General features: G+C 43.8%; 13 protein-coding genes. 8 read left to right on the top strand and 5 right to left on the bottom strand.

The window, feature by feature from the left end; genetic code table 11:
* Positions 1 to 3: 3 nt before the first annotated feature.
* Positions 4 to 1,797, bottom strand: coding sequence for a sensor histidine kinase (locus M9196_RS15565; RefSeq protein ID WP_250618451.1), 1,794 nt, complete (start codon positions 1,795 to 1,797; stop codon positions 4 to 6).
* Between the two features lie 536 nt (positions 1,798 to 2,333).
* Between M9196_RS15565 and tig the strand changes: the two genes are divergently transcribed.
* From tig to M9196_RS15530, 7 genes are all read left to right on the top strand, one after another.
* The gene (gene tig, locus M9196_RS15560; RefSeq protein ID WP_250618450.1) at positions 2,334 to 3,638 is read left to right on the top strand and encodes a trigger factor; all 1,305 of its coding nucleotides are present in this window, start codon (positions 2,334 to 2,336) and stop codon (positions 3,636 to 3,638) included.
* A 102-nt stretch (positions 3,639 to 3,740) separates the two neighbouring features.
* The gene (gene clpP, locus M9196_RS15555; protein ID WP_250618449.1) at positions 3,741 to 4,364 is read left to right on the top strand and encodes an ATP-dependent Clp endopeptidase proteolytic subunit ClpP; all 624 of its coding nucleotides are present in this window, start codon (positions 3,741 to 3,743) and stop codon (positions 4,362 to 4,364) included.
* 123 nt (positions 4,365 to 4,487) lie between these two features.
* Positions 4,488 to 5,768 carry an ATP-dependent protease ATP-binding subunit ClpX gene (gene clpX / locus M9196_RS15550; protein WP_250618448.1) on the top strand — a complete coding sequence of 427 codons (1,281 nt, stop codon included), beginning with the start codon at positions 4,488 to 4,490 and terminating at the stop codon, positions 5,766 to 5,768.
* Positions 5,769 to 5,885: 117 nt separating this feature from the next.
* Complete coding sequence (gene lon, locus M9196_RS15545) at positions 5,886 to 8,237, top strand: endopeptidase La (protein ID WP_250618447.1); 2,352 nt, start codon at positions 5,886 to 5,888, stop codon at positions 8,235 to 8,237.
* 194 nt (positions 8,238 to 8,431) lie between these two features.
* Positions 8,432 to 8,704 carry an HU family DNA-binding protein gene (locus M9196_RS15540; RefSeq protein WP_250618446.1) on the top strand — a complete coding sequence of 91 codons (273 nt, stop codon included), beginning with the start codon at positions 8,432 to 8,434 and terminating at the stop codon, positions 8,702 to 8,704.
* A 184-nt stretch (positions 8,705 to 8,888) separates the two neighbouring features.
* On the top strand, positions 8,889 to 10,748 hold the full coding sequence (ppiD, locus tag M9196_RS15535; protein ID WP_250618445.1) for a peptidylprolyl isomerase: 1,860 nt from the start codon (positions 8,889 to 8,891) through the stop codon (positions 10,746 to 10,748).
* A 179-nt stretch (positions 10,749 to 10,927) separates the two neighbouring features.
* Positions 10,928 to 11,221, top strand: a complete 294-nt coding sequence (locus M9196_RS15530; protein WP_250618444.1) for a ComEA family DNA-binding protein — start codon at positions 10,928 to 10,930, stop codon at positions 11,219 to 11,221.
* Here M9196_RS15530 and rrtA read toward each other — a convergent pair.
* A complete protein-coding gene (gene rrtA, locus M9196_RS15525; protein ID WP_250618443.1) occupies positions 11,213 to 11,770 on the bottom strand; it encodes a rhombosortase in 558 nt (185 codons plus the stop codon). The two genes, M9196_RS15530 and rrtA, sit on opposite strands and share 9 nt — an antisense overlap.
* Between rrtA and M9196_RS15520 the strand changes: the two genes are divergently transcribed.
* Positions 11,769 to 12,371: a tRNA-uridine aminocarboxypropyltransferase gene (locus tag M9196_RS15520; RefSeq protein WP_250618442.1), complete on the top strand. Its 603-nt coding sequence runs from the start codon at positions 11,769 to 11,771 to the stop codon at positions 12,369 to 12,371. The genes rrtA and M9196_RS15520 overlap by 2 nt on opposite strands.
* A gap of 26 nt (positions 12,372 to 12,397) precedes the next feature.
* Here the strand turns inward: M9196_RS15520 and M9196_RS15515 are convergent, their stop codons facing one another.
* The 3 genes from M9196_RS15515 to M9196_RS15505 form a co-directional block, all read right to left on the bottom strand.
* Positions 12,398 to 13,726: an anti-phage deoxyguanosine triphosphatase gene (locus tag M9196_RS15515; RefSeq protein WP_250618441.1), complete on the bottom strand. Its 1,329-nt coding sequence runs from the start codon at positions 13,724 to 13,726 to the stop codon at positions 12,398 to 12,400.
* Positions 13,727 to 13,830: 104 nt separating this feature from the next.
* On the bottom strand, positions 13,831 to 14,415 hold the full coding sequence (gene yfbR, locus M9196_RS15510) for a 5'-deoxynucleotidase (RefSeq protein ID WP_250618512.1): 585 nt from the start codon (positions 14,413 to 14,415) through the stop codon (positions 13,831 to 13,833).
* Between the two features lie 97 nt (positions 14,416 to 14,512).
* Entirely contained in the window at positions 14,513 to 15,727 is a 1,215-nt protein-coding gene (locus M9196_RS15505; RefSeq protein WP_250618440.1) for a pyridoxal phosphate-dependent aminotransferase, read from the bottom strand.
* Positions 15,728 to 15,926: the final 199 nt, after the last annotated feature.

Raw genomic sequence — 15,926 nt, 5'->3', positions numbered from 1 at the left:
GGGCTATTCCTTCTTTGTCGTGTCGTGCCGGGTGGGAAGCGATACGGTAAAGCGTGCGCCACCGAGAGGAGAGCGGGTCACTGATATTGTCCCGTTGAGGTTTTGGATGATCTGTTGGGAGATAGAAAGTCCTAACCCGAGCCCATTATCCTTAGTGGTATAGAAGGGCTCAAATAACTCACTAAGGACCTGATCGTCTAACCCTGGGCCTGAATCATCGATATGAATGTCAACATTAGCGGAATAACGTTGAATGGAAATTTCCAGCTGCTTTGTTTCTTGTGTTGTCATTGCCTGAATGGCATTGGTGATTAAATTGATCAGTACCTGCTCAACTTGAATCGGATTGACCCGCACCGGAATTTCTTCTTCGTTGGCGGTGTAATTGAGGACAACTTGGCTGGTTTTTAATTGTGGCTGAATCAACTCAAGCGTGGAAAAAATAATGGGTGTCAGGCTGACGTCACACAACTCATCAGCGTCACTGCGTTTGGCAAAGGATTTAAGTTGTTGGCTTATCTTTGCCATGCGTTCTGTTAATGCCACAATTCTGGCTAAGTTATCTTCCGCACGGTCTATTTTTTGTTTTTCGATAAACCGCTGACCATTCTCAGCAAAGCTTCTAATCGCCGCCAGTGGATTATTCAGCTCATGGCTAATACTGGCTGACATTTGCCCGAGTACCGCCAGCTTTGCCGCTTGTATCAGCTCATCTTGTGTTTTCCGCAGGGCTTTTTCGGTCTTGACCCTTTCATCAATCTCGACATGTAATTCTGCGGTTCTTTCCATCACTAGAAATTCCAACTTTTGCTTGGCTTCTGCTTGAAGGCGTTCGATTTGTCGATGCTTAGACTGGCGTGTCGCAATCACCACCATAATTAAATAGGCGGTGACAAACAGAAGAAAAAGAATGAACACAAATGCCAAAATATCGATGTAAAGCGTAGAAAGTGGCGTGAGCACTCTTAAGGTGAGATTGGGGACGCCCGAGTCACGTTGGCTCATTAAGTAACTTTGAGTGAACAGATTGTGGTTTGGCTTGGTGATAATACTTGAGTCTGCGGTCAATACCCCCTTAAACCCAAGATCGGGAATAGACGTGGAGAGATACTGCCTTGAGCGCTTAATATTGTTCAACGTTCCCGCAGACAAAGGCGCTAAGCTGTGGAACAGCCAATTTGTTTGGCTAGACATAAAAACCACATGATTATTATCGGTGGCCACATAGATACTGGTATCACTTTGCCAGTTTCGTTCTATGGTGGACAGATCCATCTTAACCACGACAACGCCAATATGCTCAGCAGCATAGGTCACTGGGAAAGAATAATAGTAGCCACGCTGTCCCGAGGTTGAACCCAAGGCAAAGTAGGTACTTTGTTGGCCTCGTATTGCTTGTTGAAAGTAAGGCCGAAATGCGAAGTTTTTACCAATAAAGGAGTGCTTGAGGCGCCAGTTGCTCGAAGCAATAGTATTACCAAACTTATCGATGAGATAGGTGTCAGAGGCTTGCACAACATGATTGACTTGCGATAAATAACGGTTAGTGACTTCAAGCTGAGCACTGTTGTTTGGGGTGAGTAGGGCATCAACTAACTCTTTATCTTGCGACAAGAGTTGTGGAATATGGCGGTACTTGTCGAGTTTGCTATCGATATTTTCAACAAATCGATTGAGCCAACTTTCATGCTGGTCTTTAAGCAAAGCGAAGTTGTGTTGCCAATACCATTTTCCGCCCAAAGCCGAAAGGATAATAAATAGGACGGATAGGCCGAATAATATCTGTTTTAATCGCATAGCACCTCCGTCATATCGCTTGTGCATAGGTTAACGAATTTGATGAATATGTGGCGAAAAAGTTATACGAACTGAGAGGTTGCAAGCTAGGAAAGGGGACTTAGTTCGCGTTTTTAAAGGTTTAACAAAAAAAAACGTTTATTATCTTGAAAATGGCAATATTGTCCCCATTTCTGGTTGGAACCGAGAACAAACTCGCCGGTTTGTTCGTTTCGTTGAGTAATTAGTGACAAAACCAACGATTGATTGGAGTTCGACTCGACACCATAGATTGAGATCGCTAGAATGTCGCGTCTGAAATTTTGTCCTGAGACTAATTGGAGATGCCTTCGAAGTACTACTTCAAAAAGAAGACGTCACTTATTAGTCCGGTAGTCATGAAACATGTTTGATGATTATCGATACCCATTTAGAAGGTGCATTAGTGCACTAACAAGGATGAAGCTGAAGTATTGTTTGAGCTGATAATTATATCGCTTACTTGATATGGATGCTCATATGCTCAGCTAAAGTTGAGCCAAACTGAGGTTTATAGAATGCAAGTTACTGTTGAAACTCTAGAGGGCCTAGAGCGCCGTCTAAACATTACTGTTCCTGCTGCAAACATCGAAGATGCAGTGACAGCTGAACTACGCAACATCGCGAAAAACCGTCGTTTTGATGGCTTCCGTAAAGGCAAAGTGCCAATGAAAATGGTTGCGCAAATGTACGGCCAAGCAGTACGTCAAGACGTAATGGGCGAAGTAATGCAACGCCACTTCATCGAAGCAATCGTTTCTGAAAAAATCAACCCAGCGGGCGCACCTACATTCGCTCCAGTTGAAAACGAAGCGGGTAAAGACCTTGTTTTTGCTGCAACGTTTGAAGTTTACCCAGAAGTTGAACTAGCAGGTCTAGAAAACATCGTTGTTGAAAAGCCAGCAACTGAAGTTAACGACTCTGACGTTGAAGAAATGATCGACACACTACGTAAGCAACAAGCTACGTGGGCAGAAGTTGAAGAAGCAGCAGAAGACGGTAAGCGCGTAACTATCGATTTCGTTGGTTCTATCGATGGCGAAGAATTCGAAGGCGGTAAAGCTGAGAACTTCCCACTAGAGATGGGTGCTGGTCGCATGATCCCTGGTTTTGAAGACGGTGTTAAAGGCAAGACTGCCGGCATGGAATTTGAAATCGACGTAAACTTCCCAGAAGATTACCACGCTGAAAACCTAAAAGGTAAAGCAGCGAAATTCGCAATCAAAGTAAGCAAAGTTGAAGCGCGTGAGCTTCCTGAGCTAACTGACGAGTTCGTATCTAAGTTCGGTGTAGCTGAAGGCGGTGTTGAAGCACTTAAAGCTGAAGTTCGCAAGAACATGGAACGTGAGCTTAAGCAAGCGATCAAAAACCGCATCAAAGAGCAAGCGCTTGACGGTCTAGTAAAAGAGAACGAAATGGACGTTCCTTCTGCACTTATCGACCAAGAAATTGTTGGCCTACGTCAGCAAGCAGCACAGCGTTTCGGTGGCAACCCAGAAGCCGCTGAGCAACTTCCACGTGAATTGTTCGAAGAGCAAGCTAAGCGTCGCGTAATGGTTGGTCTTCTTCTTGGTGAAGTGATCAAGTCAGAGAAGCTAGAAGCAAGCGATGAGAAAGTGAACGCACTTATCGCTGAAATGGCAACGGCATACGAAGATCCAACAGAAGTTATCGCTTACTACGAGCAAAACGAGCAAATGATGAACAACATGCGCAACGTTGCTCTAGAAGAGCAAGCTATTGATGCGATTCTTGCTAAAGCTCAAGTTTCTGATAAAGAAGTTAGCTTCAACGAGCTAATGAATCAGCAACCAGCTCAATAAGCAATATCTTGTATAGAAGGTTGACTTAGAGTCGACTTCTCTGCTAACAATGGTCCGTATGATGTTTATCATCCGGGCCATTTATTTTAGGGACATAAGAATATGAGTTACCAAGAAAAAAATGCAATGTCGCCAATTATGAACGCGCTAGTACCTATGGTTGTTGAACAAACTTCCCGTGGTGAACGCTCTTATGATATTTTCTCGCGATTACTAAAAGAACGAATCATTTTCTTGACGGGTCAAGTGGAAGACAACATGGCAAACCTTGTGGTTGCCCAACTGCTTTTCTTAGAATCAGAAAATCCTGACAAAGACATCTTCCTATACATCAATTCACCAGGTGGTAGTGTGACAGCGGGTATGTCAATTTACGACACCATGCAGTTCATTAAACCGAATGTAAGTACGTTATGTACTGGTCAAGCTTGTTCAATGGGTGCATTCCTATTGGCCGGTGGTGCACCAGGCAAGCGTTTTGCTCTGCCAAACTCTCGCGTTATGATTCACCAGCCACTTGGTGGTTTCCAAGGGCAAGCGTCGGACATTCAAATCCACGCACAAGAAATCCTGACGATTAAAGAGAAACTGAATAAGCTACTTGCTGAGCACTCAGGTCAGCCACTAGAAGTGATTGAAAAAGATACGGATCGCGATAATTTCATGTCAGCTGCTCAAGCGGCGGAATACGGCATTATTGATGAGGTATTGACCCAACGAGGTTAATCCATAACGGTTTGATTGTAGATAGACCAAATTGTTCGCTTGGAATAATTAATTGTCGGGCGCATTTTGGTCTAAATTGATATACACTCAAATCATAGAAAGTACAGGCTAAGAGGTTAGCGAATGACAGATAAAAGCAAAGAGAGTGGTAGTGGTAAACTGCTGTACTGCTCTTTCTGTGGCAAAAGTCAGCACGAAGTTCGCAAGCTAATTGCGGGCCCTTCTGTTTACGTCTGCGACGAATGCGTTGATTTATGCAACGACATCATTCGTGAAGAAATTAAAGATGTGCTCCCGAAAAAAGAATCTGAAGCGTTGCCAACGCCAAAAGATATTCGCGCGCACCTCGATGATTATGTAATCGGTCAAGACTACGCAAAAAAAGTGCTTTCAGTTGCGGTATACAATCACTATAAGCGTCTTCGCAATGGTGATACAACAGCTGATGGTGTTGAACTGGGTAAGAGTAACATTTTGCTTATCGGTCCAACGGGTAGTGGTAAAACGCTACTTGCTGAAACGCTTGCTCGTTTCCTAGACGTACCATTTACGATGGCTGATGCCACCACATTGACCGAAGCGGGCTATGTGGGTGAAGATGTTGAGAATATTATTCAAAAACTTCTTCAAAAGTGTGATTACGACGTAGCCAAAGCTGAGCGCGGCATCGTTTATATCGATGAGATTGATAAAATCTCTCGTAAAGCAGAAAACCCATCAATCACCCGTGATGTATCTGGTGAGGGTGTTCAGCAAGCACTACTCAAACTCGTTGAAGGCACCATCGCTTCCGTTCCGCCACAAGGTGGTCGTAAGCATCCTCAACAAGAATTTCTACAAGTAGACACATCGAAGATACTGTTTATTTGTGGTGGTGCGTTTGCCGGTCTTGATAAAGTCATTGACCAGCGCGTTGCAACAGGTGCAGGTATTGGCTTTGGAGCTGAAGTACGCTCTAAAGATGAAACTAAGACTGCTGGTGAGTTGTTCAAACAGGTAGAACCTGAAGATTTGGTGAAGTACGGTCTTATTCCTGAATTCATAGGTCGACTACCGGTTACAACGACATTGACGGAACTTGATGAAGAAGCGTTGATTCAAATATTGAATGAACCAAAGAATGCCCTAACGAAACAGTACGGCGCGTTATTTGACCTTGAAGGTGCTGAGCTTGAATTCCGTGAAGACGCTTTACGTGCAATTGCGAAAAAAGCAATGGAGCGTAAAACCGGTGCTCGTGGCTTGCGTTCAATTCTAGAAGGTGTCCTTTTAGAAACAATGTATGAACTGCCATCTGCCACAGATGTGAGTAAAGTTGTTATTGATGAAAGTGTCATAAACGGTGAATCAGAACCACTGCTTATTTACAGCAATAATGATAATCAAGTCGCAAGTGCAGACTAATTTTTGATAGTAATAAAAAAGGAGGTATTTGATACCTCCTTTTTTTTATTCTTTTATTGAATCCAACGAATACGCCCCCATATACAGAAAATAATACTAAGCGGAAGAGAGAATAATATGAACTTGGAACGTTCCGAGCGTATCGAAATCCCGGTATTGCCTCTGCGCGACGTTGTGGTATACCCACACATGGTAATTCCTTTGTTTGTTGGCCGCGAAAAGTCCATTAGTTGCTTGGAAGCGGCAATGGATAATGACAAACAAGTCCTACTCGTCGCTCAAAAAGAAGCAGATACTGAAGAACCGACAATTGAAGATCTTTTCACTACTGGCACCGTTGCCACGATTCTTCAATTATTAAAACTTCCAGACGGAACAGTAAAAGTTCTAGTAGAAGGCCAGCAAAGAGCGAAAATCAATCATTACCGTGATGAAGAATTCTTCATGGCGGACGCTGAATTTCTTATTACTCCAGAGCTTGAAGAGCGCGAAGAAGAAGTTATTGTTCGTAGTGCTATTGATCAGTTCGAAGGGTTTATTAAGCTAAATAAAAAGATCCCACCAGAAGTGCTAACGTCGCTCAGTGGTATCGATGAAGCCGCACGCCTCGCAGATACCATTGCGGCGCATATGCCACTGAAATTGGTGGATAAGCAACAAGTACTTGAGTTACTTGACGTATCAGAGCGTTTAGAGTTCTTAATGGGGCAGATGGAGTCGGAAATAGACTTACTGCAAGTTGAGAAGCGTATTCGCGGCCGTGTTAAAAAGCAGATGGAAAAATCACAGCGTGAGTATTACCTGAATGAGCAAATGAAAGCGATTCAGAAAGAACTCGGCGATCTAGATGATGCACCAGATGAATTTGAAGCGCTGAAGGCAAAGATTGAAGAATCAAAAATGCCTCAGGAAGCGAAAGAAAAAACAGAGCAAGAGCTGCAAAAGCTTAAAATGATGTCGCCAATGTCGGCTGAAGCGACAGTGGTTCGAAGCTATATCGATTGGATGGTCGGTGTACCTTGGGCGAAACGCTCTAAAGTGAAAAAGAACTTGGCGAAAGCGGAAGAAACGCTTAACGAAGATCACTATGGTTTGGAGCGGGTCAAAGAGCGCATTCTTGAGTATCTTGCGGTACAAAACCGTATCAACAAACTTAAAGGCCCGATCCTTTGTCTAGTCGGTCCTCCGGGTGTCGGCAAAACATCATTGGGGCGCTCTATCGCGTCTGCGACTGGCCGTAAGTACACACGCATGGCGTTAGGTGGCGTTAGAGATGAAGCTGAGATACGCGGTCACAGACGCACGTACATTGGCTCAATGCCGGGTAAGCTGATTCAGAAAATGTCAAAAGTGGGCGTGAAAAACCCATTATTCTTGTTGGATGAAATCGACAAGATGGCATCTGACATGAGAGGTGACCCTTCATCAGCGTTGCTTGAAGTCCTCGATCCAGAGCAAAACAACGCCTTTAACGATCACTACCTAGAAGTAGATTACGATCTGTCAGATGTGATGTTTGTGGCAACGTCAAACTCAATGAATATTCCTGGTCCATTGCTTGATCGTATGGAAGTGATTCGACTATCTGGCTACACCGAAGATGAAAAGCTTAATATTGCTCGTCGCCATTTAGTGGATAAGCAAGTACAGCGTAATGGTTTGAAGCCACACGAAATTGAGATTGAAGACTCGGCGATAATCGGCATTATTCGTTACTACACTCGTGAAGCTGGTGTTCGTAGCCTAGAGCGAGAGATTTCTAAGATCTGTCGCAAAGCGGTGAAGAACATTTTACTGAATACAGACCTAAAGAAAGTCGTTGTTAATCAAGATAACTTGAAAGAGTTCCTTGGTGTACAACGATGTGATTTTGGTAAAGCCGACGAAAGTAATCGTATTGGTCAAGTTACCGGTCTTGCATGGACAGAAGTTGGTGGTGATCTACTTACGATTGAAACTGAGTCAATGGTAGGCAAAGGCAAACTCACCCAAACGGGTTCGCTGGGCGATGTCATGCAAGAGTCTATTCAGGCAGCAATGACGGTTGTGCGTGCACGCGCAGAGAAATTGGGTATCAATACCGATTTTTATGAAAAGCGTGATATTCATGTACACGTTCCTGAAGGGGCGACACCTAAAGATGGACCAAGTGCGGGTATCGCAATGTGTACGGCTTTAGTGTCTAGCTTAACGGGTAACCCAGTAAAAGCTGAAGTTGCAATGACGGGTGAAATTACCCTTCGTGGTGAAGTCCTTCCTATTGGTGGTTTGAAAGAAAAACTACTTGCTGCGCACCGAGGCGGTATCAAAACCGTGCTGATTCCTAAGGATAATGAACGTGATCTAGAAGAGATTCCAGACAACGTTATTGCCGATTTGAAAGTGATTCCGGTGCAATGGATTGATGAGGTACTAGAAGTTGCGCTAGAGCGCGCACCACTTGGCGTCGCGTTTGAGCCTGTAAAATAGTGATGTGCTCCAAATTTAGGTAAAAGAAATACGCTGATAAGTAAAAAAAGCTTGTCAGCGTTTTTTTGTCGCACTAACTTTAGCTATGTAACTCTGAACCCTTGATAGACAAGGCTTAGGGTCTTTTATTACTAGAACGGAACTAACGTTACCTTTTTCAAAATAATAACTCGGTAACACTAAGGGGAAACACAGTGAACAAAACTCAATTAGTAGAAAAAATCGCAGAGAACGCAGACCTATCTAAAGCTTCAGCAGGACGTGCACTAGATGCAGTAATTGAAGCGGTAAGCACTACGCTAGCAGATGGTGACCAGGTTGCACTAGTTGGCTTTGGTACTTTCAGCGTGCGTACTCGTGCGGCGCGTACTGGCCGTAACCCTAAGACGGGTGATGAAATCCAAATCGCAGAAGCAAAAGTACCAGCATTTAAAGCAGGTAAAGCGCTGAAAGACGCTTGTAACTAATCAATTGTTACAGTTGGAATCAAAATGAGTATCAACTGAACAGAAATCGAACCTTTTTTAGGTTTGATAGGCTAAAAAAGCCAACCTTTTTTAAATATGCGCATCTTACTGATGCGCATTTCTTTTTCTGATATTATCCTATTCAGTAGAAGATAAACCTTCCTATCTGGAGAGTAATAAAATTATGATGGAGCGAATGCGCGAAGGCGTGAACAGTATCGCTGTTAAGATTATCCTTGGACTCATCATCCTGTCTTTTGTGTTCGCTGGCGTAGGTAGCTACATCGCGGGTGGCAGTGGTAACACTGCAGCAAAAGTTGGCAATGTTGAGATCGGTCGTGGCGAATTCGAGCAAGCTTACCAAAATGAGCGTAATCGAATGCAATCTCAAATGGGCGACTATTTCTCGACGCTCTTGGCTGATCCAAATTATGTGGAATCGTTCCGCAAGTCTGTTCTTGATCGCATGATTAACGATGTGCTACTTGAGCAACACGCAGAGTCTTTAGGCCTTCGAATTGGTGACGCTCAGATTCGTCAAATGATTTTAGAAATGCCTCAATTCCAAAGTGACGGAAAGTTTGACCAAGATATTTATCAAGCAACGCTGAGACGCGCTGGCTTTAGTGCCGATAGCTTTGCTGAATACCTACGTACTGATTTAGTACGCAACCAACTTCTTTCTGCTCTGCAAGGCAGTGAATTTACGCTCCCTAGTGAAATCGAATTACAAAGCCAGTTACTGACTCAAACTCGTGACATTAAGACGTTGACACTTTCTCTAGCTGACTTTGCACAGCAAGCGCAAATTACTGAAGAAGAAATTCAACAGTACTACGCTGCTAACCCAGCGCAATTTACTCGCCCTGAGCAGTTAAAGGTGTCTTATGTTGAGCTCTCTGCTCAAGCGTTAAAAGACAACGTTGACATTTCAGATGAGCAAATCCAGCAGTACTACGATGAGCACTTAGATAAGTACTCAACGTCTGAGCAGCGTAAAGTGAGTCACATCTTGGTTCAAGGTGATGACGAAGCCAAAGCACAAGCTATTTTAGATGAATTGAATGCAGGTGCTGACTTTGCAACGCTAGCGCAAGAGAAATCTGAAGACATCGGCAGTGCTGAAGAAGGCGGATCGTTGGGTTGGATCGAGCGTGATGTTATGGACCCTGCATTTGAAGAGGCCGCATTTGGGCTACAAAATGTTGGTGATGTGACGGCATTAGTGAAATCTGATTTTGGTTACCACATCATTAAACTTGATGAAGTTAAAGCATCAGAGTCTAAGCCTCTAGCAGAAGTTAAGGGTGAGATTACGACTGAATTGCTTGACCAACTAGCGGTTGATGATTTCTATAACTTACAAAATGAGTTAGAAAAAATCGCCTTTGAATACCCAGATTCACTTGATGATGCCGCTGCTGCAATTCAGCAAAAAGTAGTAACAACAGACTTTATCTCAGTTTCAGAATTACCAGAAGTGCTACAGAACCAATCGGTTGTGCAAGCGCTTCAATCTCCTGAAGTGAAGGAAGATGGTTTGAACTCTGAAGCGATGGAAGTCGCACCAGAACATATTGTGGTTGTTCGTGTCGAAGATATTCGTGGTGAAACAGTATTGCCTCTTGATGAAGTGAAAGCACAAGTGACCTCACAGCTTGCAAGCGTGAAAGGTGAGCAAGCAGCGATGGAACTTGGTGTTCAGCTCGTTAACGAACTCAAAGAAGGTAAGACAGACGCTTTGCAGGCGAATCAGTTAAGCTTTAGTGAGCTTGAAACGATTGATCGTAGTTCAGCTCTCGCTGGTACCGTTTTTGCTATGACCAAGCCGGCAGAAGAGGCATCGACATTTGCTCAAGCGAAAGACGCGGAAGGTAATGTAGTTGTTGTTGAGCTGAGTAAAGTCGCGTCAAATGCTGATCCTATGTATAACGAGCAGATTAGCGCTCAAATGGAACGTGCTGCGACTCAACAGGACTTAGCATCTGTGCTGACGATTCTGCGTAAAAACACAGAAATTGAGTACTTCATTGTTTCTGAGTAAATCTTGCTGAGCAACTCGTTGAGTTCATGAGAAACCCTCGTGAGATCACGACAATCATGCAATTGATAGTAGAATAAAAACGGGTCGCGAAAGCGGCCTGTTTTATTTTAAGCATTGTTGGCTGGTCATTCCGGATACTGAGTGTATTTTGAAAAATCACTTAAAGAGAGGGATCAGAAATGAAAGTATTGCTATCAATTTGGCTTATTGTATTGTGTGCATTGAGTCCGTTATCAACGAGCTTCGCTGCCAAGGCGGATAAGTTAGAAGGCATCGAAATTACTGTTAACGTGAATCAAGCAACGCCAGAAGAAATTGCTGCGTTACTTAATGGTATTGGGATTGAAAAAGCAAAGAGTATTGTTGAGTATCGCGATGCGCATGGGGACTTCAAAACCATCGATGACCTAACGCAGGTGAAGGGCGTTGGCCCTGTTACTGTTGAGAAAAACCGCAGCAGAATCTTATTGTAAACGACGTTTTTGATACAACCAGTACAGGAGCGCAAACGTAAATCCAGCGCCCATGCCGATGGCGTGGGCCTCGGTTGCAACATTAGCAGCAATCAACTCTTTGGTTGAAGCAGAAGCACCAAATGCCGCTTCCCACCCTACCTTTATGATCACGCCTAGCGTTAACCACATACTGCTTTTTCGTCCTGATAGCCACTCACTTAATGCCCAGTAGGCGAATAAGCCATGCAAGACGCCAGAAAGCCCCAAATAGGCATCGAGGTTTGTCATTAGCAACCCAACTCCCACAGAGAACGATAACAGTGCTAGCAAGGCATACAGCGCTTTCTCGGTCGGTTTAAACAAATAACAAATAACGACCAGACCGGCCATATTCATTGTTAGATGGGCAAGGTTGGTGTGAGAGAAGTTTCCTGTTACTATCCGCCACCATTCACCGTTATAAATAGCCTCACGATGCCACATCGCCCAATTTTGGAGCTCGGGTATTTGTAACACCACGCAAAGTAGTAAGATGAGAGCTAGTCTGATGACGAAAGAGAAGGTCATGTTGAAATTTTGTCCTCAATGTTTTAAGGCAAAGCGTGCCTGTATCTGTCAATGGATTACATCGATTAACAGCGGGTCTGAATTGGTTATCTTACAGCATCCTAGTGAGGAAAAACGCCCACTTGGTACGGCTAAAATACTGCAGTTGTCCTTACCTTCGACACAAGTATTCATTGGTGAAAACTTTTCAGATAATACTGCACTTAATGCATTATTGGCAGACGAGAATTTTCGAACTTGTGTGTTATTTCTTGGTGAACAATCGCAACCACTTGAACCGCTCAGTCAAACCCATGATACAAGGCCATTTCGTATTATTTTATTAGATGGTACATGGAAAAAGGCCTATAAGATTTGGACCTTATCGAAGAATCTTCATAACCTGCCAATGGTGCAATTACCGACGGATCTTGAAGGTGACTATCGTATTCGAAAAGCGCCAACGAGTAATGCGTTGTCAACCGTAGAAGCGGGCTACCATATTCTGTCTATACTCGAACCCGAGCGAGATTTTTCCCCGCTAATATTTGCTTTTAACCAAATGATTGAGTTTCATATTTCGCAGATGCCACCGGGCGTTTTCGAACGAAACTACGAGTAGTCTACCAACATCAGTGAACGGCGTGATCAATGTGAATGTGCTGCAAATAATTGTTGGTGCATTTTTTGAGCGTAGCCATCGGTCATCGCAGAAATATAATCGGCGATCACCCGCATTCCTTTCGCCTCGTCCCCTTCGGTATTCAGCCAAATCTCTTTTGTGGACTCTGGTAATAAGCGCGCAGGATCGGCGCTGAACGCTTCAAAGAGATCCATAATAATTTGTTGGCCTTTATACTCAAAAATCTGTACCCGTGGTACTTGTATGACATGCTCACTAACAAATTGTTTTAGGATAGAGAGTACGTGCGCCATTTCTGGTTGCAAGTAGGCATTGAACTGAAGTAGGGGCGAATCAAAGGTAATATCAGCATGTGGTGCGATACTAATGCTCGTGAGCAATGCATTAACGATGCCCCCGATGGCGTCTTTCCTTTGATAATGCTTACCGGAAAATAATAACTCAGTAATTGCATCAAAATGCTGGCTGAACCATGAGTTAGCTTGCAAAGAAAGTTGGCCTTCAATACTGGTTCGCCATGCTTCTTTACTGATTAGCTCAAGTACAATGGCATCTTCTAAATCGTGAACGCCATAAGCAATATCATCGGCTAGCTCCATAATTGAGCAGTCGAGAGATTTGAATTTGGTTTTGTTGTGCTGATCACTGGCTAGTTGAGGTGTGCGCATTTGTTGTAATTGCGAGTGATCATTTTGGCTGAGTGACTGCGTGACCCATTCAAATTGTGCGTTATCTTGGTCATAAATGCCTTTAGCCGGCGACCAATCTTTGGCTTTAAGCTGACGTTGATGTGCGACTGGCTCAGGCTGAGTTCTGGCACAGGTTTGGCTCAAATAGGCGGGGTACTTAAGTAAACCAAGTAAGGTTCGGCGTGTTAAATTCATTCCGTGATGTTCGGTATAAGGTTCGAGCTGCGACACGATACGAAATGTTTGGGCATTGCCTTCAAAGCCACCAAAGTCTCTCATCATATAGTTCAATGCGACTTCGCCTCCATGACCATAGGGAGGGTGACCGATATCATGCGCTAGGCAAAGCGTTTCAATTAAGGCGTCACTGGGTAGGATTTCCAGATACTCAGGCTGTTTTTGTCGCAAGTGAGAAACAATCCCAGAGCCAATTTGTGCTGCTTCAAGTGAGTGCGTCAGGCGAGTTCGATGAAAATCGTTGCCACCGGTACCGTGCACCTGTGTTTTAGCTTGTAAACGACGAAAAGCAGCAGAATGCAGGACTCGGGCTCGATCTCTTTGATATGGGTCCCTATGATCATTACGGCGTAGCTTGTGCTCATCACTGTGCCTTGATTGCCAAATCAACGGTTGTTCTAACTGCATTGGGTTACCACTCTCATTACGCTTTATCGTGTCGCTTTTTAACACACAGCGATATTATGTTGTTATTCGCTTACCTGCTGTCTTGAGTCTGATGTCGGGGCGGACTAACTGATTTCATCGAGCGACAACTCAAAACTCGGAGCAAAGGTATGCAAGAAGTAATTCATTTCTTCGGTTGCGATGGATTTAAGCGTTTGGTCGAGTCGTTTTTTTGCCAACGCAAATTCGTGATTGCCCGCACTGAGTTCTTCAAGACATTTGAGGTAAGCACAAAGAGAATCGGCTTGTTTGACGATTTTGGTATCTTCTTCGTAAGCACTAGTGGAAACAAGAAAAGGCTTAAAATTTTCTTGAAACTCTTCAGGCAGCATGGACAGAAGTTTTAACTCGGCTGCGGCTTCAATTTTTTTATATTCTTTGGCAATTTCAGGATTGTAATATTTGACTGGGGTAGGGAGATCGCCTGTTAACACTTCACTGGTATCGTGATACATCGCTAAGATCGCAATGCGTTCTGGGTTGGTGTTTCCGCCAAATTTTTTATTTTTTATTATCGCGAGTGCATGCGCGACAAATGCGACTTGAAGACTATGCTCTGAGATGTTTTCGTTGGATACGGAACGCATTAAAGGCCAGCGTTGTATGAGCTTCATCCGAGCTAAGTGAGCAAAAAAGTGGCTTTCTTTGATACAACTGTTTTCCATTGGGCAACCTCCCTAAAAAAATGCCGCACCTCACAGTGCGGTATTCAATAAGAATAGGCTTATTAATAACAATATGAAAGAGTTACTGGCTATAGGTTGTTAGGAATTTTTCGAATCTTCCGATGGCTAGTTCCAGATCTTCGACATGCGGTAAGGTCACGATGCGGAAGTGATCGGGTTTTGGCCAGTTAAAGCCAGTGCCTTGAACGAGCAGTACTTTTTCTTGCTTGAGGAAGTCAAGTACCATGCGTTGATCATCTTTGATGTTGTACATCTTCGTATCAATTTTTGGAAATAGGTACATGGCGCCCTTCGGCTTCACACAAGATATGCCAGGGATTTGCGTAATAAGATCATACGCGCGATCTCGTTGCTCAAGCAATCGACCGCCAGGAAGAATGAGTTCATTAATACTCTGGTATCCACCAAGCGCTGTTTGGATGGCATGTTGCATAGGCACATTGGCACAAAGCCGCATGGAGGCGAGCATTTCCAAACCGGCAATGTAGCCAACGGCATGCTCTTTTGGACCAGTTAAAAACATCCAGCCGCCGCGAAAGCCACAAACACGGTAAGATTTAGACAAACCATTAAAGGTGAGCACCAGCACATCTTCAGCAAGTGTTGCGACAGGAATGTGTGTCGCGCCGTCATACAGCACTTTGTCATAAATCTCGTCAGCAAAAATAATCAACTTATGCTGGCGAGCAATTTCGATCACTTCGAGCAAAAAGTCGCGATTGTACACCGCACCCGTTGGGTTGTTCGGGTTAATTAGAACAATGCCACGAGTTTTCGGTGTAATCTTTTTCTTAATGTCATCCAGGTCTGGGTACCAATCAGCTTCCTCATCGCAGAGGTAGTGAACGGGCGTGCCGCCAGACAGAGAAACCGCTGCTGTCCATAAAGGATAGTCAGGAGCGGGAACTAACATTTCATCTCCGTTGTTTAACAGAGCTTGCATCGCCATTACAATAAGCTCAGATACGCCATTGCCGATATAGACGTCTTCAACGTCTAGGCTGTGAATGCCTTTCTTTTGATAGTGTTGCACCACAGCTTTACGAGCGGAGTAAATACCTTTGGAATCACAATAACCTTGCGATGTTGGTAAATTTCTTATCACATCGACTAAGATTTCATCGGGGGCGTCAAAACCAAAAGGGGCGGGGTTTCCTATATTCAGTTTCAGGATTTTATGCCCTTCTTCCTCCATGCGCTTAGCATGTTTGAGTACTGGTCCTCGAATGTCGTAGCAGACATTATCGAGTTTTGACGACATCTCGATATTTTTCATTGTTATGTTCCTAAAAATCCGATAATTTCTTTACCAAATTACACCAGATTGCTTTTTTATAGAATAAAAATCTAATAAAAGTAGGAAATAAAGTGTTGATATGAATCTGGTTGTGGCGTGCTACAGCACATGGTTAGCAAATAACGGTCTTGGCGCTTGATCTATCTTGTAGGTATAAATACAGTAGCTCTGTATCACT

This window comes from Vibrio methylphosphonaticus, from assembly GCF_023634655.1.
Taxonomy (GTDB): Bacteria; Pseudomonadota; Gammaproteobacteria; order Enterobacterales; family Vibrionaceae; genus Vibrio; species Vibrio methylphosphonaticus.
The sequence above is the reverse complement of the archived record's forward strand: the minus strand, read 5'-3'. Positions and strand labels throughout refer to the sequence as shown.